22 protein-coding genes are annotated in these 19,147 nt (G+C 72.2%); 12 read left to right on the plus strand and 10 right to left on the minus strand.

What is annotated here, in order from left to right:
• Positions 1 to 34: 34 nt before the first annotated feature.
• Positions 35 to 1,618, minus strand: a complete 1,584-nt coding sequence (locus tag AQI70_RS33860; RefSeq protein WP_062156274.1) for a glycerol-3-phosphate dehydrogenase/oxidase — start codon at positions 1,616 to 1,618, stop codon at positions 35 to 37.
• Positions 1,615 to 2,214 carry a TetR/AcrR family transcriptional regulator gene (locus tag AQI70_RS33865; RefSeq protein ID WP_062156275.1) on the minus strand — a complete coding sequence of 200 codons (600 nt, stop codon included), beginning with the start codon at positions 2,212 to 2,214 and terminating at the stop codon, positions 1,615 to 1,617. The genes AQI70_RS33860 and AQI70_RS33865 overlap by 4 nt, the downstream gene beginning before the upstream one ends.
• A gap of 74 nt (positions 2,215 to 2,288) precedes the next feature.
• Here AQI70_RS33865 and AQI70_RS33870 point away from each other — a divergent pair, with 74 nt between their 5' ends.
• Both AQI70_RS33870 and AQI70_RS33875 read left to right on the plus strand, forming a co-directional pair.
• Positions 2,289 to 3,887, plus strand: coding sequence for an FAD-binding oxidoreductase (locus AQI70_RS33870; protein ID WP_062156276.1), 1,599 nt, complete (start codon positions 2,289 to 2,291; stop codon positions 3,885 to 3,887).
• A gap of 121 nt (positions 3,888 to 4,008) precedes the next feature.
• The gene (locus tag AQI70_RS33875; protein WP_062156277.1) at positions 4,009 to 4,890 is read left to right on the plus strand and encodes a YegS/Rv2252/BmrU family lipid kinase; all 882 of its coding nucleotides are present in this window, start codon (positions 4,009 to 4,011) and stop codon (positions 4,888 to 4,890) included.
• A gap of 71 nt (positions 4,891 to 4,961) precedes the next feature.
• On the opposite strand, the gene AQI70_RS33880 is transcribed toward AQI70_RS33875, so the two are convergent.
• A complete protein-coding gene (locus AQI70_RS33880) occupies positions 4,962 to 5,327 on the minus strand; it encodes a helix-turn-helix transcriptional regulator (protein WP_062156278.1) in 366 nt (121 codons plus the stop codon).
• A gap of 130 nt (positions 5,328 to 5,457) precedes the next feature.
• Here AQI70_RS33880 and AQI70_RS33885 point away from each other — a divergent pair, with 130 nt between their 5' ends.
• Positions 5,458 to 6,291: an ANTAR domain-containing protein gene (locus tag AQI70_RS33885; protein WP_341845972.1), complete on the plus strand. Its 834-nt coding sequence runs from the start codon at positions 5,458 to 5,460 to the stop codon at positions 6,289 to 6,291.
• A gap of 185 nt (positions 6,292 to 6,476) precedes the next feature.
• Here the strand turns inward: AQI70_RS33885 and AQI70_RS33890 are convergent, their stop codons facing one another.
• Both AQI70_RS33890 and AQI70_RS33895 read right to left on the minus strand, forming a co-directional pair.
• Entirely contained in the window at positions 6,477 to 7,808 is a 1,332-nt protein-coding gene (locus AQI70_RS33890; protein ID WP_062156279.1) for a cytochrome P450, read from the minus strand.
• A 121-nt stretch (positions 7,809 to 7,929) separates the two neighbouring features.
• Positions 7,930 to 8,211: a hypothetical protein gene (locus AQI70_RS33895; RefSeq protein ID WP_062156280.1), complete on the minus strand. Its 282-nt coding sequence runs from the start codon at positions 8,209 to 8,211 to the stop codon at positions 7,930 to 7,932.
• A gap of 347 nt (positions 8,212 to 8,558) precedes the next feature.
• Here AQI70_RS33895 and AQI70_RS33900 point away from each other — a divergent pair, with 347 nt between their 5' ends.
• On the plus strand, positions 8,559 to 8,996 hold the full coding sequence (locus AQI70_RS33900) for an ATP-binding protein (RefSeq protein ID WP_062156281.1): 438 nt from the start codon (positions 8,559 to 8,561) through the stop codon (positions 8,994 to 8,996).
• Positions 8,997 to 9,020: 24 nt separating this feature from the next.
• Here the strand turns inward: AQI70_RS33900 and AQI70_RS33905 are convergent, their stop codons facing one another.
• The 4 genes from AQI70_RS33905 to AQI70_RS33920 all read right to left on the minus strand — a co-directional run bounded on the left by AQI70_RS33905 (position 9,021) and on the right by AQI70_RS33920 (position 11,250).
• A complete protein-coding gene (locus AQI70_RS33905) occupies positions 9,021 to 9,461 on the minus strand; it encodes an ATP-binding protein (protein ID WP_079051590.1) in 441 nt (146 codons plus the stop codon).
• A 151-nt stretch (positions 9,462 to 9,612) separates the two neighbouring features.
• Positions 9,613 to 9,984 carry a hypothetical protein gene (locus AQI70_RS33910; protein ID WP_062156282.1) on the minus strand — a complete coding sequence of 124 codons (372 nt, stop codon included), beginning with the start codon at positions 9,982 to 9,984 and terminating at the stop codon, positions 9,613 to 9,615.
• A gap of 55 nt (positions 9,985 to 10,039) precedes the next feature.
• Entirely contained in the window at positions 10,040 to 10,390 is a 351-nt protein-coding gene (locus AQI70_RS33915) for a DUF5133 domain-containing protein (RefSeq protein WP_341845973.1), read from the minus strand.
• Positions 10,387 to 11,250 (minus strand): SigB/SigF/SigG family RNA polymerase sigma factor, encoded by an 864-nt coding sequence (locus AQI70_RS33920; protein ID WP_062156283.1) that lies wholly within the window; start codon positions 11,248 to 11,250, stop codon positions 10,387 to 10,389. The genes AQI70_RS33915 and AQI70_RS33920 overlap by 4 nt, the downstream gene beginning before the upstream one ends.
• Before the next feature lie 355 nt (positions 11,251 to 11,605).
• Here AQI70_RS33920 and AQI70_RS33925 point away from each other — a divergent pair, with 355 nt between their 5' ends.
• Entirely contained in the window at positions 11,606 to 12,481 is an 876-nt protein-coding gene (locus tag AQI70_RS33925; RefSeq protein ID WP_079051591.1) for an RNA polymerase sigma factor SigF, read from the plus strand.
• A 140-nt stretch (positions 12,482 to 12,621) separates the two neighbouring features.
• Here the strand turns inward: AQI70_RS33925 and AQI70_RS33930 are convergent, their stop codons facing one another.
• Positions 12,622 to 13,119, minus strand: coding sequence for an ATP-binding protein (locus AQI70_RS33930; RefSeq protein WP_244181948.1), 498 nt, complete (start codon positions 13,117 to 13,119; stop codon positions 12,622 to 12,624).
• A 415-nt stretch (positions 13,120 to 13,534) separates the two neighbouring features.
• On the opposite strand from AQI70_RS33930, the gene AQI70_RS33935 reads away from it, so the two are divergent.
• The 7 genes from AQI70_RS33935 (at position 13,535) to AQI70_RS33965 (ending at position 19,138) form a co-directional block, all read left to right on the plus strand.
• On the plus strand, positions 13,535 to 13,936 hold the full coding sequence (locus tag AQI70_RS33935; protein ID WP_062156284.1) for an STAS domain-containing protein: 402 nt from the start codon (positions 13,535 to 13,537) through the stop codon (positions 13,934 to 13,936).
• A 129-nt stretch (positions 13,937 to 14,065) separates the two neighbouring features.
• Positions 14,066 to 14,500 (plus strand): hypothetical protein, encoded by a 435-nt coding sequence (locus AQI70_RS33940; protein ID WP_159042732.1) that lies wholly within the window; start codon positions 14,066 to 14,068, stop codon positions 14,498 to 14,500.
• 61 nt (positions 14,501 to 14,561) lie between these two features.
• Positions 14,562 to 15,461: an STAS domain-containing protein gene (locus AQI70_RS33945; protein ID WP_062156286.1), complete on the plus strand. Its 900-nt coding sequence runs from the start codon at positions 14,562 to 14,564 to the stop codon at positions 15,459 to 15,461.
• Positions 15,458 to 15,880: an STAS domain-containing protein gene (locus tag AQI70_RS33950; protein ID WP_062156287.1), complete on the plus strand. Its 423-nt coding sequence runs from the start codon at positions 15,458 to 15,460 to the stop codon at positions 15,878 to 15,880. Before AQI70_RS33945 ends, AQI70_RS33950 begins: the two co-directional genes overlap by 4 nt.
• Positions 15,877 to 16,320, plus strand: coding sequence for an anti-sigma regulatory factor (locus AQI70_RS33955; RefSeq protein WP_062156288.1), 444 nt, complete (start codon positions 15,877 to 15,879; stop codon positions 16,318 to 16,320). The genes AQI70_RS33950 and AQI70_RS33955 overlap by 4 nt, the downstream gene beginning before the upstream one ends.
• Positions 16,320 to 17,393, plus strand: a complete 1,074-nt coding sequence (locus tag AQI70_RS33960) for an ATP-binding SpoIIE family protein phosphatase (RefSeq protein ID WP_062156355.1) — start codon at positions 16,320 to 16,322, stop codon at positions 17,391 to 17,393. Before AQI70_RS33955 ends, AQI70_RS33960 begins: the two co-directional genes overlap by 1 nt.
• Positions 17,390 to 19,138, plus strand: a complete 1,749-nt coding sequence (locus AQI70_RS33965) for a PP2C family protein-serine/threonine phosphatase (protein ID WP_062156289.1) — start codon at positions 17,390 to 17,392, stop codon at positions 19,136 to 19,138. The genes AQI70_RS33960 and AQI70_RS33965 overlap by 4 nt, the downstream gene beginning before the upstream one ends.
• The last annotated feature ends 9 nt before the right edge of the window (positions 19,139 to 19,147 follow it).

Here is a 19,147-nt window from a genome sequence, read left to right on the forward strand (position 1 = left end):
GCGCCGCCCGGCCGTCCCTCCGTCCCGCCGGCCCTCACCCCTGCTGGGCCCACGCCTCGTCCAGCACCTCGCGTACGGCGTTCAGCGCCGCCGCGCGGTCGGCGGGCACCAGCCCGATGCGGGTGCGCCGGTCCAGCAGGTCGGCCTCGTCCAGGGCCCCTTCGTGGCGTACGGCCCACACCAGTTCGGCGGCGGTGACGGGATGCCCCGGCAGTACGGGTTCGCCGAGCCGGGGATCGCGCGCGCCCAGCGCCTGGACGGCAGGTGCCTCGGTGCCGTAGCGCTGGACGAGGCGGCGTGGCGCCCGGACGGAGCCGAGTCTGCCGGGTGACGCGGCGCCGACGAGGGGGAGTGCGGCGGTGGGGGAGGAGCCGGCGGTGAGCCGATGGGTGGCGACGGCGGCGTCCACGGCGTCCTCGGCCATCCGCCGATAGGTGGTGAGCTTGCCGCCGACCACGGTGATCACGCCGTCGGGGGAGGTGAGGACCGCGTGGCGACGGGAGATGTCGGCGGTCCGCGGCGCGTCGCCGGAGTGCGCGGCCGGTGAGGTGTCGAGCAGGGGGCGCAGTCCGGCGAACGCGCCGACGACGTCGTCGCGTTGGACCGGGACGTCCAGGACGGAGCCGAGGACGTCGAGGAGGAAACCGATGTCCGCCTCGGGCACCTCGGGAACGTCCGGGATGTCACCCTCCACGGGCTCGTCGGTGAGCCCCACGTAGACCCGGCCGTCGCCCTGGGGCAGGACGAGGACGAAGCGGTTGGTCTCCCCGGGCACGGGGACGTGCAGCCCCGCGGGCAGGGGGCCGAGGTGGTCGGAGCGCAGGACGAGGTGGGTGCCGCGGGAGGGGCGGATCCGGATGCCGTCCACCAGGCCGCCCGCCCAGACACCGGACGCGTTGATCACGGCGCGGGCCCTGATCTCGCCCTCCTCACCGGTGAGTTCGTCGCGGACGCGGGCGCCGGACGCGGTGAGCCGCAGGGCCCTGACCCGGGTCAGGATCCGCGCGCCCTGTGCGGCGGCGGTGCGGGCGATCGCGGTCACCAGGCGGGCGTCGTCGGTGAGCCGGCCGTCCCAGGACAGCAGACCGCCGCGCAGGCCGTCGGTGCGCAGGGCGGGGGCGAGGTGGCGGGTCTCCACCGCGGAGAGCCTGCGGGGCGCGGGCAGGGTCGCGCGGGCCGTGCGGGCGGCGAGGCGCAGCGTGTCACCGGCCCGGAAGCCGGCCCAGGCCAGGGCGGACTGGGCGCGGGGGACCAGCGGCGTCAGAGGCAGGACGAAGGGCTGGGCACGCACGAGATGCGGTGCCGTGCGCTCCATCAGCACGCCGCGCTCGACCGCGCTTTCATGGGCGACGTCGAGCTGCCCCGAGGCGAGATAGCGCAGCCCTCCGTGGATCAGCTTGCTGCTGAAGCGCGAGGTGCCGAAGGCCAGGTCGTGGGCGTCGACGGCGACCACCGTCAGCCCGCGGGCGGCGGCGTCCAGGGCCGCCCCGGCACCGGTCGCGCCCAGCCCGACGACCAGGACGTCCACGACCGGCCCCCCGACGGACTCGGCCAGTTCGCGCGAGCGCCGGGCGGCGGACAGGGACGAGCCGGGTACGGGGCCGGTGGTGGGGGTCATGGTGTGAGGGTCCTCTCCAGGATGCCGCGCAGCTCCACGAGGAAGGCCTCGCTGCTCAGGTCGGTGTCGTCCTCGTCGGTCATGGTGCGCAGGGACAGCGTGAAGGACTGGACGATCAACAGCAGGGCCCGCGCCTGCCGTTCGACGTGTCCGGCATGCACCGATCCGTCGGCGTGGCCCTCCCGGACGGCGTCGGCCAGCAGCGCGAGCAGGGCCTCCTGGCTCGCGCCGCGCCGGTCGAGGACGTAGGGGAGGAGCAGCTCGGGATCGACGTCGACGATCTTCCGGAAGAGCGGATGGGCGCGGAAGGCCTCCACTCCGGCCACCAGTCCGTCGACGATCAGGGCACGCGCGTCGGCCCCGGGGCGCCGCTCGGGCATGGCTCCGGTGGCCACCGCGACCCACTCCCGGGTCATCAAGTCCCCCACCAGCGAGCGCACATCGGGCCAGCGCCGGTACAGCGTCATCCGGGAGACACCCGCGCGGCGGGCCACGTCGGTCAGCGTCGTACGGCGGACACCGACGGCCAGGACGCAGTCGCGCACCGCGTCGAGCACCGCATCACTGTCCGAGCGGTTGTGACGAATAGGCGTCATGTGTCACAGTGTAACGCCTGCGAGGCCGTCCGGGACACGGCATCGCTCGAATCGAACCGGTGAGGACGACGGCCATGGACATGTTGTGGAGCGGCTGGGGCGACCCGGCCAAGGCGGCGCCGCTGCCCGAGACCGTGACCGGGCTGCTGCGCGATCTGCTCGGCGTCAAGCCGCGCACCGCCGGGCCGGTCGCGCTGCGGGACATCGCCGTACCCGAGCCACGGCTCGAACCCGCCGCGCGCCAGGCCCTGTCGGCCGCCGTCGGCGGCGAGGAGCACATCCGCACCGACGCGGAGACCCGCATCCGGCACACCCGCGGCAAGTCCACCCCCGACCTGCTGCGGATCCGTGAGGGCGAGGTCGACGACGTCCCAGCGGCCGTCGTCCTGCCCGCCGACCACGACGAGGTGCTCGCCGTCCTGCGCGCCTGCGCCGAACACGCCCTGCCCGTGGTCCCGTTCGGCGGCGGCACCTCCGTCGTCGGCGGCCTCGCCCCCGTCCGGCGGAGCCCTTTCATCGCCCTCGACCTGCGCCGCATGGACCAGCTGCTCGCCCTCGACCCGGTCTCGCGCACCGCCACCCTGCAACCCGGACTGCGCGCCCCCGAGGCCGAGGCGCTGCTCGCCGAACACGGCTTCACCCTCGGCCACTTCCCCCAGTCCTACGAGTGGGCCACCATCGGCGGATTCGCCGCCACCCGCTCCAGCGGCCAGGCATCCGCCGGCTACGGCCGCTTCGACGAGATGGTTCTGGGCCTGACCCTCGCCACCCCCGAGGGCACCATCGACACCGGCCGCGCACCGCGCTCGGCGGCCGGACCCGACCTGCGCCAGCTCCTGCTCGGCTCGGAAGGGGCGTTCGGCGTCATCACGTCCGTCACGGTCCGGATCCGCCCCGTCCCCGGGGCCCGTGTGTACGAGGGCTGGCGCTTCGCCTCCTTCGAGGAAGGCGCCACCGCACTGCGCCGCCTCGCCCAGGACGGACCGCGCCCGACGGTCCTGCGGTTGTCCGACGAGACCGAGACCCTGATCGGCCTGGCCCAGCCCGACGCCATCGGCGCCGACGGCTCCGGGCTGCAGCCTGCGGGATGCATGGCGATCACCGGCTACGAAGGCACGGACGAGGACACCTCGCACCGCCGGGAGCGGGCCGCTGCCGTGCTGCGCGAGTGCGGCGGCACCTCGCTGGGCGGGGAACCGGGACAGCGCTGGGCGCACGGCCGCTACTCCGCCCCCTACCTGCGCGACGCCCTGCTGGACGCGGGAGCGTTCGCCGAGACACTGGAGACGGCGACCTTCTGGTCACGCGTCCCCGAGCTGTACGCGTCGGTCCGGGACGCGCTCACCACCACGCTCACCGACGCCGGCACCCCGCCCCTGATCATGTGCCACATCTCCCACACCTACGAGAACGGCGCCTCGCTGTACTTCACCGTCGTCTCCGCCCAGGGCGAGGACCCGGTGGCGCACTGGGAGCGGGCCAAGCACGCCGCCAACGAGGCGATCCTCGGCGCGGGCGGCACGATCAGCCACCACCACGGGGTGGGCGTCGACCACCGGGACTGGTACGTCCGCGAGGCGGGTCCCCTGGGCATCGAGGCGCTGCGTGCCGTGAAACGGCGACTGGACCCGGCGGGCGTGCTCAGCCCCGGTGTCCTGCTGCCCCTCGACTGACCCCACCGCCACCCGCTCACCTCTCCACCCCCCACCACAGCTCACCCCTCCACCTTCCCGCCTCACCCCTCCACCCACCCGCCTTCGGCGGTATCCTCCCGTCGGCCCGAAAGGCACACCGATGCGACAGTTCACCGCCATCGTCAACCCCACGGCGGGCGGATCCGCCTCAGCCGCCGCCCTGCTGAAGGTGGCCCGGCTGCTTCGGGAGGCCGGGGCCGGCCTGGAGACCGCGTACAGCCGCAGCCTGGCCCACGCCCGGGAACTCGCCCTGCACGCCGGACAGCAGGGCCGGGTGGTGCTCGCCGTCGGCGGCGACGGAATGGCCGGCGGCATCGGCGGCGCCCTCAGCGGCACCGACACCCTACTCGGCCTCGTCCCGGCCGGCCGCGGCAACGACTTCGCCCGGGCGCTGAACCTGCCCACCGAGCCCGACGCACTCGCGCAGGTACTGCTCCACCACGAGCCCCGGAAGGTCGACACCATCGAAGTGGAGTCGGCCGTCCACCAGCGCACGGTGGTCCTCGGCAGCGTCTACGCCGGCGTCGACGCACTCGCCAACCGCCACGCCAACAACGCCACCCTGCTGCGCGGCGCGGCCTCCTACTACGCGGGCGGACTGCGCGCCGTCACCACCTGGCGCCCCGCGCGCTACCGGGTCACCGTCGACGGCCAGGAACACCTGCACACCGGCTACACCGTCGTGGCCGCCAACTCCGGCTACTACGGCTCCGGCCGCCTCATCGCCCCGGACGCTCGCCTGGACGACGGTCTGCTGGACGTGGTGATGATCCGCGAGGCGCCGCGCCGGCTGTTCTTCGCCCTGATGAACGAACTCAAGACGGGCGGCCACGTCCACCGCCCCCAGGTGCGGATCCTGCGGGGCAGGGAGATCCGCATCGCGGCCGACCGCGAGGTGCCCTACGGCGCGGACGGTGAGGTCGAGGCGACCCTTCCGGTCACGGTCAGAGTCCTGCCCGCAGCGCTGCGCGTCCTGTCCTGAACCCCAAGCCCCGGTCCTGTCCTGAACCCCAAGCTCCGGTGTCGCGTCGACACCGGCCTTCCCGCGACCGCTCAGACGCCGTCCGCAGGCATCCGCTGGCGCGTCGTCCTCAGCTGCTGCGGTGCCGTGCTGCGGTGGGCCTCGTCCTGGACGAGCAGCGAGAGCAGCGCGGCCACCGTCAGCCCGGCCTCGTTGGGGTGACGCAGCACCTTGCCGGGGTCGATCCGGTAGGTGTTGGTGCGTCCCTCACGGGTGTGGGACAGATAGCCGTCGTGCTCCAGATCGGCGATGATCTTCTGGACGGCGCGCTCCGTGAGCCGGCAGCGCGCGGCGATATGGCGGATGCGGACACTGGGGTTGTCGGCGATGGCCGCCAGTACGCGGGCATGGTTGGTGAGAAACGTCCATCCGGTGTGCGGCTCAGGGACTCCGTCCATACCCCAAGACTACGTCGTAGGGTTCACGTATACAAAAACACGCACTCCATTTCATGTATCTGTTGACGTGTACGGTGGTTCGGGTTCAGTCTGGAACAGAAGACGGGGAGCACCTGAGGGAGAGGCGGTCATGCCGGAGCTCGCGTCCTCTGCGGAGCCCCCCACCGGGGGCGATGCCGACCGTGCGAACACCGCGGACGCACCGGTGGTGAGCCCGCCGTGCACGCTGGTCACCGCCGTCCGTCCGGACGGCGACAGGGTTGTCGTGGAGGTGTCCGGAGAACTCGACCTCGACACCAGTGAACGGCTGCACAGTGTCCTGCGCGACGCCCTGAACCGTTCGGTTCGTGGTGTCGACCTGGATCTGACGGGCGTCTCCTTCTGCGACTGCTCCACTCTCAACGTCCTGTTCAACCTGCGCAATCGAGCCCTGGGGCAGGCCAAGACGGTCGCCGTCCAAGGCACCAGCACGGCAGTCGACCGCCTGTTCGGCCTGACCGGTACCCGTGGGCTGTTCGCCCACCACGGCCCGGACGGACAGGGCACGGCAGCCCGGCACCCCGAGGACACCGACGCTCCCGAGGACAACGAGGCGTCCGAGGACAACGAGGCGTCCGAGGACACCGACGCGTCCGAGGACGTCGATCAGGACCTGCGGATCGAAGTCGCCCAGCTGCGCCGGGCCATGCAGACCCGGCCGACCATCGACCTGGCCCGGGGCATCCTGATGGCCTCCTTCAGCCTCAGCTCCGAAGACGCCTGGAAGGTACTGGTTTCGGCGTCCCAGCACACCAACACGAAACTGCATTCCCTGGCCGGGGACCTGGTCACCGCCGTGAAGGGCGACGCGCTGCCCGAAGTGGTACAGGAGCAGCTGTCGTCCGCTGTCGCCAGGGTCAGCGCCTCATCGGCGACCGCACGCGCGGGGGACGAGGACCGCGACCGCGCCGAGGCCGCCGACTGAACCGGCGCCGACGGCAAGCGGTGGCCGGTCGGTGGCCGCGGAGCCAACTGTCCTCGTCCGACGGCGGACCCCTGACGGCGCGGCGACCGGGTCGGGATGTGGACCGCGGCGTCGCCGCCGCACTGGGCGCGGATCTGAGGCGCTGATGACGCGGGGAGCGGAGACCGTTTCCCATGCGGTGCGCTTCAGCCGAGCGGCGGGCGCAGGGTTGCGGGGGTGGGGCCGTCGGGTCGGACGGTGATGCCGTACTCCGCCTTCGTGGGGATGGCGGAGAAGGCCAGGGTGTGGGCCGGCAGCAGGTGTTCGAGCAGGGTGGTCGATTCGCGGAGCGCGAACTGAAGGCCGAGGCAGGCGCGGGGGCCGATACCGAAGGGGAAGTAGGCGCCTGTCTGGCTCGGCCTCCCCTGCCGCGTGAGGAAGCGCCGAGGCTCGAAGCGCTCCGGATCCGGCCACAGTTCGGGATCGCGGTGCGTGAGATACGGGCAGACGAGGATGTCGGTGCCCGCCTCGACGGAGTAGCCGGCGAGAGTGTCGTCCTCGGCCGCGTGACGGGGCAGGATCCAGGCGGACGGGTAGAGCCGGAGCGTCTCGTGCACGAGGGCCTGGACGGCCTGACGGCGTCGCTCCGAGCCTTCGCCGCCGCCGGCGAGAGCCTGTTCGCGGGCGGCGGGGTACTGGTCGAGGAGCAGCCAGAGCCAGGTCAGCGTGGTGGCGGTGGTCTCGTGCCCGGCCGTGAGCAGCGTGACCAGTTCGTCGCGGATCAGCCGGTCGTCGTACTCGGGGTGCTCGGCGGCAGCGTCGATCAAGGTGTGCACCAGTCCCGGGCCGTCGGGCCCGGCCGCGCCGCTGCGGGCGGCGTCGACGGCGTGCTGGGCGACGGCGTCGATCCGGGCGAGGTCGGCGGCTACGGCGTCCCGCGCGTCGCCGGCGTCGGCGGGCAGAGTCGGAAGGGCGGCCGCCACCGCTGCCACGGCGGCCAGTTCACGCTCGGTGCCGTCGTCGAGGGGATGGCCGGTGAGGGAGCGCCAGATGGCGTCCAGGGCGAAACGGCGCATCTCCTGCCCGACATCGAGGGTCTGTCCGGTACGGGCGTACGTCTCCCAGCGCCGGGCGGTGGTCCGGGCCGCCTCGCTGATCCGCTGCTCGTAGCGGCGCATCCCGGTGCCGGTGAACTGGGCCTGCAGGACGCGGCGTTGCCGCTCCCATGCCGTACCCGTGGCGGCGAGCACGCCGTCGCCGATCAGCAGGCGGGCGCGGTGGGAGCGCTTGACGTACCGCTCCGGGTGCCGTGCGAGTACATGCTGGACCGCTTGCGGATCGGTGACGAGAACGGTGCGGGCCGGGCCGAGACGGAACGCGGCGATGCCGCCGGTCCGCTCGCGCACCTCGGACAGCAGCTCGACCAGTTCGCCTCCCCCCGATCGCCACCGCTTGACGAGCCCCGGGTCGGCTTCGGGCACCGGCCGCTCCGTTCCGGGAACGTCCGGGAGGGAACCGGGGCCGGCTTCGGTGTCCATGGTGCGTTCTCCTCCGGAGACTGATCCGCGCGTCGTCCCAACGGCCGACCACTCATACCAGTCAGGGGCCCGACCCACGCAAGTGGATCGGGCCCCTGACTGTTTTCCGTTCGGATCCGGCCTAGAAGACGCTGTTGGTGCAGCCCATGTCCGCGCCCAGGTGGGTGCCGTCCTGCCCGCCCGCGATGCCCTCGCCGTTGAGCGCGTTGCCCAGCGCGCCGTTGAGCACGCCGACCTGGCCGAGGACGTCGACGTTCAGGTCGTGCGACTTGCAGTGGGAGCTCTGCAGGACGCCCGAGCCGCCGTGACCGTCGAGGGGCTGGGCGGTGGCGGTGCCGGCGCTCAGGAGTCCGACGCTGCCAAGGGCGACGACCAGGACGGCAGCGTTGCGAAGCTTGTGCATGTCCACTCCGGGAGTGAGAGAGATGTGATCTGTGAGGGATCGATTTCGTATGGTTATGACAGATTATGGTGAAAAAGCCCAATATCTTTTCATCGGCACGCCGGTCTTCCATAACTGCGCTTTCCGCGCAGCCCCCTGAGCCTCCGTCAGAACACGCCGAACCGGGACGTCGACGGCGAGGTTCCAGCCGGCACAGGAATACCTGGGGTCTCCCTCTTCCGTGATGTCCCGCCGGTTCCCACCGGTTCCGGACGAGTAGCCGCGCGCTGGCTGGGAACCAGCAGCGGTGGAAGCAGCAGTACGACAAGTCACCGCGACCGGCGGCGGACGGGCCGGAGAAGGTTTTGATGGCGACCGAATCGCGTGGGGGCGGCGAACCGTCCTCGAAGAAGATCGAGGACTGGGAGGTCCGGTTTGACGGGGGTTTTGGTGATGTGACGGGAGCGCGCCTCAGCGCGGAGGAATTTCTGAACACGCTCGCGCGGTCCGCACCGCCGGCGACGCCCGAATACCGGGACGACATCCTGCTGGTCGTCAGCGAGCTGGCCGCCAATGCCATCCAGTACGCGCCGGGGCCGTTCCGGCTGACGATGCGCAGGACGTTCGAGGGCGTGCACGTGACACTCGGCGACACGAGCACCACCCCACCGGCGCCGCGCCCCTTCAAGCCCGGCGACGGCGGGGGCGGCGGTATCGGCTGGTATCTGATCCACACGCTGTGCGACCAGGTCAGCGTGGTGCCGCGGGAGGACGGCAAGGACGTGCACGTGTTCCTGCCCTGGTGAGTCGCCCGCCCCACGGGCGGACACTCACCTCAGCGGCACCAGCACGCTGACCGTCTTGCCGCCCTCCCGGCGGCACTCGATGCGGATCTCCCGGGACAGCCGGATGATCAGCGGCCATCCGTAGCCGCTGCCCTCGTGCGGGTCGGGCAGCGCGCCGGACCCGTAGGCGGCGGAGGGGACGGCGTCGCTGTAGTCGTGCACACTCAGCCGCACCCCCTCGGGAAGAAGGTCCACCTCGAACCCGGCGAGGCCGCCGCCGTGCCGGATGGCGTTGGTGACCAGTTCCGACACGACCAGCAGGAGATCCGTGACGGCTCGCTCACTCGCCGGGCCGGCCGGGGCACGCCAGTGGTCTCCTACGACCGCCCGCACATGACTGCGTGCCGCCGCCGCGCTGGTGATCGGCACCGACCGGGTGCGCGCCGTCCCGCTGTCCCGGGCCGGACGGCGCTCCGCCGGCTTCACTGTTGCTCGTGCGCCGCCCGCAAGATGCTCATCACTGTCCGAGCACCGCGGGCGCGCACCAAGAGGGCTCCGGCTTCCGTCACTTCACCATTCCTCGCACCCTGTCGCCTCCACTCCTCGTCGTCCGTCCGTCCGTGCGCATGCTGCTCCGCTACCCACTCGCACCCGAACCATGGGGCAGAGCGGCGTAGTAGGCACCGACGGCGGACAAGTACTCGGGATCGAGGGTCTCGCGGTCCGTCCTGAAGCGGGGAGCCGCCTTGGCTTCCGCTCGGGTGCACGCCACGGTGATCACCCGGGTCTTCATGTCGATGCCGGTGACGGTGCCCGCGGGTATCAGCAGACTGCTGCCGAAGACCCATGCGCCCGTGTCGACGATCAGGTGCCGCAGGGGAGTGTCGTCGGCCTGGCGGTCGACATGACCGATCACCCCGTCGGCCGCCTCGACCGTGAACCCCGTGAGGGGCCGTCCCTCCTGGTGACCGCTCCCCGCGGGGTACGACCAGATTCCGCCGGTGCTCACATCGCTTCCTACTTCCTCTCGACGCCTCTTCCCTGTGCCCGTGCACTCGCGCAGCTCACCCGGCGATCGCCGACTCCTCGGGGTCGCGCGCGGCGGTGAGCAGGCGGCGGGCCGTTGCCAGGGCCTGGCCCACCTCGCGCGTTCCGGTCGACACGCACAGCGTGTACGCCAGGTCCTGGGCGCGCAGGGCGCGCCGGCCCTTGCCGGCCTCCCCGTCGCCCTCGCGGGCCATGAGCGCCTCGTACTCCTCGATGAGCCCGCGCAGCACCACCGGATGGGGCATCAGCATGTGTATCCGCTCCTGGAAGTCCTGGAAGTCCTGGAAGAAGTGAACGTCGCGTCCGCCGCCGAGCGAGGCGGTCGGGCCCGGATGCGTGGCGCCGGAGGTCCGGCCGCTCCGCGTCACCCGGCCCTGCCGTCGTCGCCGCGGCGCTGCGTCCCCGGCCCCTGCTCCAGCACCTCGTCCCGCACCCGCGCGCAGCACCGGCTGATGAGGCGGGAGACATGCATCTGGGAGATGCCCAGGTGGTCGGCGATGCGGCTCTGGGTCATGTCCTCGAAGAAGCGCATGTACAGGATGGCGCGCTCGCGCTCGGGCAGGCGCCGCAGGCCCTCCTTCGCCGCCTCCCGGTCGATGACGACGTCGTACGCCTCCTCGCAGCTGCCGATGGTGTCGGCGAGGCTGAAGCCGTCGTCGCTGGAGGACATCTCGGCGTCGAGGGACAGCGTGCTGAAGCTCTCCAACGCCTCCAGCCCCGCGTTGACCTCCTCCTCGGTGAGCCCCGCGTGGGCGGCGATCTCGGCGACCGAGGGGCTGGCGCCGCCCGCGGCGTCGGTGAGGTCACGGCGCGCCATCCGCACCTTGTTGCGCAGCTCCTGGACCCGACGGGGCACCCTCAGGGCCCACATACGGTCGCGGAAGTGCCGCTTGATCTCCCCGGTGATGGTGGGCACGGCGTAGCTCTCGAAGGCCCCACGCCCCGGTTCGTACCGGTCGATGGCCTTGACCAGTCCCAGCGCCGCGACCTGGCGCAGATCCTCCAGCGCCTCACCGCGGTTGCGGAACTTTCCGGCGATGCGATGGGCCATGGGCAGCCACGCCTCGGTCAGTTGGTCGCGTACCGCGTCGCGTTCCGGTCCCTCGGGCAGATCGGCCAGGCGGGCGAAGTCGGCCGCGGTGTCGGGGGCGTCGTCGTGGACGCGTCCGCCGGACACGCGGGGACGGGCAGCGATGTCGGAACCATGTGCGGACGTTTCAACCAGCATGCGGGAACAACTCCTGAAGGGTGTTCTCGGGAATCTCCGTGGGAAACGGTGCACGGGGCGCTGAAGACCCCGGAACGGTCACACCTGTAGCACCGGTGCGCCTCTGGTCCGAAGCACGAAAACCCGCATGCCCCGCGACCGGGCACGCAAACAGGCGCGGACGCAAGAGGGTGACGGAAGGCCCGCGCCGGTCGGGATCCGGGCGGCGCGGAGGTGTCCGGATCGCGCGCCCCGAGGCGCGACTTCACGCCAGAACTCACCACGATGATGTGTTCTGGCCCACAGAAGGGGAGTGAGCCGCGCGAGTGCGGGCACGCGGGGAAGGACGACAAGTTCCGGCGATGGGGAGGGCGGCATGGCAGCCGTGACGGTGGCGCAGGCAACGGCCACGGCACAGGAGACGGTCACGACGGACGCTGCGGCGCTGCCGCTGATCGAGGAGCCGACGAGGGTGAGGCCCGAGGACGCACGCGAGTTGTCGCGTCAGTTCTTCGACCGACTGGCCATGCTGGAGGAAGGCACACACGAACACCAGTACGTTCGCAACACGCTGATCGAGATGAACCTGTCGCTCGTGCGGTACGCGGCGTCGCGCTTCCGCGCCAGGGGGGACTCGCTGGAGGACATCGTCCAGGTCGGGACGATCGGGCTGATCAAGGCCATCGACCGCTTCGAGGTGTCCCGGGAGGTCGAGTTCACGACCTTCGCCGTCCCCTACGTCGTCGGCGAGATCAAGCGTTTCTTCCGCGACACGAGCTGGGCGGTCCATGTGCCGCGCCGACTGCAGGAGGCGCGCGCGGAGCTGGCCAGGGCGACGGAGGAACTCAGCTCCCGGCTGGGCCGTACGCCGACCACCCGCGAGCTCGCGCAGCTGATGTCCCTGTCGGAGGACGAGGTGATCGAGGCCCGCAAGGCCGCCAACTGCTACCAGTCCACCTCCCTCGACGCGGCCGTCACAGGCGACGCCGAGAACGGCGAGTCCGTCCTGGCCGACCTCCTCGGTGCGGAGGACCCCTCGCTGGAACTCGTCGAGGACTTCCATTCGTTGGCGCCCCTGATCGCCGGGCTGGACGACCGTGAACGGCGGATCATCCATCTGCGGTTCGTCGAAGAGCTCACCCAGGCGCAGATCGCCGACCGGATCGGCGTCTCCCAGATGCATGTCTCGCGGCTCATCAGCCGCATCATCAAGCAACTGCGCGCCGGGCTGCTGGAGCCCGAGGTTGCCTGAACCCCTTGAACCCCGAACCTGAACCCCTTGAACCCCGAAGCCTCCTGAGCGGCAGCCCTGAGCGGTAGCGGTGCCGGCCGGGTGGGCCGCGGCCGAGTGGCCGTGGGCCCGCCGGCCCGTCCCGGTCCGTTCGGGGCAGGTCAGGTTCTGTTCCGGTGCTGTCGACCGGGTACCGGCGCTCCGCCGACAGGGGAATCACCGCACAGGGGAATCACCGCGGTGACGCGCTTGCCGCCGGCCGGAAGGTCCGACACCAGCACGGTCCGGGACAGCCGGCACACGATCGGCCAGCCACGCCCCGAGCAGCGCCGTCGTCCGTGACGGTCGACGGGGTCGAGCGTGACCGGCCGCCGCCGCTCCCGGTCGCTGACGGACAGGTACAGGTTCTGACCGACGACCTCGACGTCGAAGTCGGTGACGCCGCCGCCGTGCAGCATCGCGTTGGTCGTCAGTTCCGATGCCACAAGCAACGCGTCCGAGAGGGTGTCCGGCGTGCACGCGGTGCCCCGGGTGCGCGACTGTTCGGACAGGACCCGCCGCACGGCTCCGCGCGCCTCGGCCGGACTCCGCGGCCCGCGGCGCACACGGCCCGCACCCGCCGGGCTTTTGGTGGCGCCGGTCCGGTAGTTCTCACTCATCCTTTCGCTCCCTGACGGAGGCGAGGGAACCTGGAACCCGCCGTACGTCCGTGACGGACGCCGGGCAGGCCCGGCTTCCTTCCCTCCTCCACATCGCGTGATGCCTTCCTCCTACCTGCGTGACCAGTCGGCGGGCCGTCAAACCGCCACTCGGACCCATGCACACAAAAGCAGCCAGAAGCGGGACGGAGTACCACTCCCTCGCATGCGCCTTGTGTGCCGCGGGGATTCGGGGGTAGGCGGGCGAACGCACCGACGGGACGGTCAACACCACGCGCAGGACAGGAGCCTCATGCCCGGGACCAGCGACGACGGCCTCCAGGGGACCGGTCACGGGGTTTCTGGAGCGCCACGATGCATGAAATCCGTCCGTCGGGGCACCCGTCCCGATCGCCAACGCCTGTGGGAGGTACTTGTGTCCGTTGCCCAGAATCCCTTGTCGATCAAGGTGGAGGTGCCCCGGGAGGACGCCGTGCTGCTCACGGTCGAGGGTGACCTGGACATGGATACAGCGACCGAGTTGCAGCACCACCTCGCCAACCAGCTGCACCACGGCCGACGGCACTTCCTGCTCGACATCGCCGGCGTGCCCTTCATGGACTCGTCCGGCATGAACATCGTCCTGCGGGCGTACCAGGAGGTGCGGGAGGTCTCGGGCGGGGTGTACGTCATCTCCCCGACGCCCGCCGTCCAGCGCATCCTCGATCTCACCGGGGTCAGCATCACCGTCCCGATCGTGGGCAGTGTCGAGGAGGCGCTCGCCACCGCGGACGCCCGGCCGGCGTCCCCCGAGCCCCACGTCTCGACGGAGGACTGAAGGCCGCTTCCCGGAGAGGCAGTTGATCGACCGCGAGCCGTACCCACCGCGCCGACGGGTGCCGTTCGAAGGAACGCCGCGGCGTGGGCCCGGCGCCGTCACCGTGACCAGAATGGCGAATCCGACCACGTGAACAGATGCACGGCAGCGGAGTCGGCGCTTCGCCCTGCGGTCCCGCACCCCCTGGTGGACGCGGTCGGCGACGGCCTCGCCGCGCTCCAGCACGTCCACACGCTCAACGGCGGCCAGGCACGCCCGCACCCGCCGGTGCCCGCGCGCGGCGACCGGCTCGGCGTCCTGGCCGCCCCGCTGCCTTCCGCCGACCGGGCCGCGCGCGCCCGGCACCGCGCGAACGCCCCCCTCTTCGTGCTCCTCCCCGGCCTCGGCCCGAGCAAGGGCAGACCGCGGGTCGGTGCCGCCGGCTCCCCGCGGACCCTGCGTATGCCCGGCCGAGGTCCCCCGGTACCGTCCTGGCAGAACGTCGGATCACCGCGGTACGGCGGTCCCGACGAGGACGCGCTCGTGGTTCGTCTCGACTCGTCGGGGCCACGGCGGGCGCCTTGACCGTACCGTCCGGCGCTCCCCGTGCAGCCGGGGCAGCGCAACCGTATGAGGAGGGAAGCACGTGCCGGAGCAGCAAGTGGCAGAACACGAGACCGACCCGGCGGAGGAGGTCGGCGCCTTCCTGCGGCGGCGCCGGGAGCAGATCGCCCAACGCTGGGCCGACGCGGCGCTGTTCCGCACCGTGTACACCGTCTCCCGGGACGACGCGGTGGACGCCGGGCGCACCGTGGTGGAGGCGCTGGCCGCGGTGGCCGTCTCGGGGCGCGTGCAGGACGCGGAGGCGGACGGGTTCACGGTCGTCCGCGAACAGCTGGCGCGTACCGCGCAGGCCCGGGCACGCGCCGGCGCCACCATCGCGCAGATCTCCGAGGAGATGGACGCGTTGCGGCCCCCCGTCACCGACCTCCTGCTCGACGAGCTCTCCGAGTCGCCCGCCGAGCACCTGCGGGAGTGCACGACGGCACTGACCGTGCTGATGGGCACCCTGCGCCTGGTCATGCTGGAGGCGACGACGATCGCCGGGCAGGAACTCATCAACCGTCAGCGGCTCGAACTGCTGGAGATCGCCACCCCCGTGATCAAGCTGTGGGAAGGCATCGTCGCCGTACCCCTGATCGGCACCCTCGACAGCGCCCGCAGCCAGGTGGTCATGGAGACGCTCCTGGACGCCGTGGTCGAACAGCACGCCCGTATCGCGATCCTGGACATCACCGGAGTGCCGACCGTCGACTCCCTGGTGGCGCAGCATCTGATGAAGACCGTGGCGGCCGCGCGGCTGATGGGAGCGGAGTGCATAGTCTCCGGGATCCGGCCGGCCATCGCGCAGACCATCGTCCACCTCGGCATCGACCTGAGCTCGGTGCTCACCCGCGCCAGCCTCGCCGACGCCCTGGCCTACGCACTGCAGCAGCAGGGCGCCCACATCGTGCCGAACCCCGCCTCGACCGTGGAGCCCCGGTGACCGGCGCCGCCACCTCCCCGTTCGAGGGACATGTGCCGGTACTGAGGCTCGGCGGGGTACTCCTGGTCACCCTCCAGGGCGACCTGTACGACAGCACCGCGGAACAGCTCCAGCAGGACATCGGCGAGACCGCCGCCGACAGCGCGGTCACCGGCGTCGTCATCGACCTGTCCGGTGTCGAGATCGTCGACTCCTTCATGGGCCGCGTACTCAGTGACGTCGCGGCCATGACCCGGCTGCTGGCCGCTCAGACCGTGGTGGCGGGGATGCGCCCGGCGGTGGCCATCACCCTGGTGGAACTCGGCCTGACCCTGCCGGGACTGCGTACGGCTCTCAACACCGAGGAGGCCCTGCGCCTGCTCGGGGCCGAGGTGGCGGCCCTGCCCCGCGCCGGGCGCGCACGCGGGGAGAGCCCGTGACCCACAGCACCGGCAGCGTCTCCGCCTGCCTGCCCATCAACTCGGACCTCGATCTGGTGCGGGTACGGCAGCATGTGCGGCAGATGACCGCCCAACTCGGGTTCGGTCTGGTCGAGCAGACCAAACTCGTCACCGCCGCCAGCGAGCTGGCGCGCAACGCCCTCGTCCACGGCGGCGGGGGCCAGATGGAGTGCACGTCGGTGAGCAGCGGCGGGATCCAGGGGCTGCGGCTCGTCTTCAGCGACCAGGGCCCCGGCATCGTGGACCTGGACCAGGCCCTGTCCGACGGCTACACCTCCGGTGAGGGGCTGGGGATGGGCCTGGGCGGCGCCCGGCGTCTGGTCCACGAGTTCTCCATCGACAGCCGCCGTGGCATCGGCACCACCGTTACGGTGACGTCATGGAACTCCCGGCCGCCCCGTCCCCGCGAGGCGCCCTGATGCCCCGCGTCTGGGACGTGCCGGTGCACGACTCGACCCGCGTCCGCGACGTCCGCGTGGCGGCCGGGGCCGCGGCCCGCCATGCCGGGCTGGCCGAGGCCAGGGTCGCCGCGGCCGAGCTCGTGGCCACCGAACTCGCCACCAACCTGCTGAAGCACGCCGGTGGCGGGCGGGTACTTCTCGACCTCGTGGGGCCGGTGGTTCCGGCCTACGCCGACGAGAGGATCTCCGTGGTGCAGATCATGGCCGTCGATCATGGGCCGGGTATGCCCGACACCGCCGCGGCGCTGCGCGACGGCTACTCGACCGCCGCCTCCCTCGGCGCCGGCCTCGGCACCTGCCTGCGCACGGCCGACGACTTCGACCTGCACAGCACACCCGGCCGGGGAACGGTCGTCCTGGCCAGGATCGCTTCCGGCCCGGACCGCGGCGCCGCCGGCCCGCACCCCGTCCCGCTCCCGGTGCGGGCCGGCGGGCTCAACATCCCCTTCGCGGGCGCGGAGTTCTCCGGTGACGCCTGGGCGTGCGTACGGACCGGCGAGCGGGTGACGCTGATGCTCGCCGACGGTCTCGGCCACGGCCCCCAGGCGGCTCGTGCCTCCTCCGCCGCGGTGGAGGCACTGCGCCAGGCACCCCATCTGCCACCGTCGGACCTGCTGCGGCGGATGCACAGTGCCCTGCGCGGCACCAGGGGCGCGGCCGTGGCCGTGGCCCAACTGGACATCGCCGCCGGACGGCTGTCGTTCACCGGCGTGGGCAACGTGGGGGCCCGGCTGCGCCACGGCGACACCTGGCACGGCCTGGTCTCCCGCCCCGGCATCGTCGGCAGCCACCTCCCCGTGCACCTGCCGGAGCACCAGGAACTCTGGACGGAGGACTGCCTGCTGGTCCTGCACAGTGACGGACTGCCGAGCCGCTGGAGTCCGGGCCCGGCCGCTCACGCACGGTCGTCCCTCGACCCCGCCGTGATCGCCGCATCGATCGTGCGGGACGCCGGCAGCCCCGCGCGGCCGGTACGCGACGACACCGCCGTCGCCGTGCTCGGCCCCTTCCCCCCGGACCGCTCCTCATGACCCGCACCTGGTGCGTACGCACCATCACCGACGCCGCGCAGGCCCGCATCGCCACCGCGCGGCTGGCCGCCGCGTGCGGGGTGACGCCCGTCGAGCGGACGCGTCTGGTGGCCGCGCTCACCGCACAACTACGGCAGTGCCTCACCAAGGGGGGCGACTGGCGGGTCGGCGTGGCAGCGACCCTGTCACCCGGCGGGGGTGAGTTCCGCGTCGAGGTGACACCGGCGAAGCCCCGCCCGGACGACCGGCAGCCCCCGTGGCGCGCGTCGGTCCCCTGCGTCGAGGACGCGGACGTCTCCGGTGTCGAGCACACGGCCGACGACCCGGCGGCGCTGGCCGAGGCCCTGTTCGGCGCCGACGAGGACGCGGCCCTGCTGCTGGAGCGCCTCGACGAGCAGGAGGCACTGGTCGCGTTCCACCGCGAGGAACTCCACCAGACCAACCAGGGCGTGCTGGCCCTGCACGCCGAACTGGACGCCGCCGGCCGGGCCCAACGGGAACTCTTCGCCGCTGAGCAGAAGGCCCGCAAGGAGGCGGAGAACGCCCGCGGCCGGCTGACCTTCCTGGCCGACGCCAGCGCCGCCCTGACGGCCTCCTTGAACCACGAGGCCATCGTGCGGCTGCTCCCTGCTCTGCTGGTGCCCCGGTACGCGCGCACCGTCGACGTCTGGCTGTTCGACGGCGTGGACGACGAGCGTCGCAGCGGCCCGCATCCGGCCGCCGCCGTCCTCGCGGCCCGCCGCGGCCGCCCGCAGTACGCCGCCGACCACCCCGGCGGTCTGCCCGGCGTCGACGATCAGCCGCCCTCGGCCCTCGACCCCGACCGGCCCCTCCTCTGCATCCCCCTGCTCACCCGCCGGGCACCGCAGGGCGTCCTCACGCTGTCGCCGCCCGACGAACGCTGGGACCCGGACGACGCCGTCATGCTGATCGAGCTGACCCGACGGGCCAGCATCGCCCTGGACAACGCCAGACGCTTCGAGCACAACCGGGACATCGCCGAGACCCTGCAACGCGCCCTGCTCACCGAACTGCCCACGACACCGGGCCTGAACCTGGCCGCGCGCTACCTCCCCGCCACCCGGGGCCTGAACATCGGCGGCGACTGGTACGACGCCTTCCGCCAGCCCGACGGCAGCCTGATCACCGTCATCGGGGACGTCACCGGACACGGGCTGCACGCCGCGGTGATGATGAGCCAACTGCGCACCGCCCTGCGCGCCTACGCCGTCGACGGCAGCAGTCCCGGCCAGCTCCTGACCCGGCTGCACCAGTTCCTGCACCGCCTGCGCCTCGACCTCTACGCCACCGCGGTCATCGCGCGCTTCCACCCGGACGACCCCACACTCACCTGGGCCGCCGCCGGTCACCCGCCGCCGGTGCTGCGCACCCCCGACGGACAGGTGCGCATCCTCGACGCCAAGCCCGGTGCGATGCTGGGCATCCCGCTGAGACAGGAGATCGGCGACCACACCGTGCCGCTGCCGCCCGGATCGACGCTGGCGCTGTACACCGACGGACTCGTGGAGCGCCGCTCCCGTGGCATAGACCCCGGTATCCAGCGCCTCGCCGAGGTGCTGGGCGGCTTCCACCCGGCCGAACTCGACGAGAACCTCGAAGCGTCGGCCGACCGGCTCCTGCACCCGCTGCTGCACGACTCCGAACACGACGACGACGTATGCCTGTTGCTGTGCCATGTGCACGGCGACGCGACAGCCGCGCAGGACGTGACAGTCACCGGGTGACCGCGGCCG

Source organism: Streptomyces curacoi (assembly GCF_001513975.1).
GTDB lineage: Bacteria > Actinomycetota > Actinomycetes > Streptomycetales > Streptomycetaceae > Streptomyces > Streptomyces curacoi.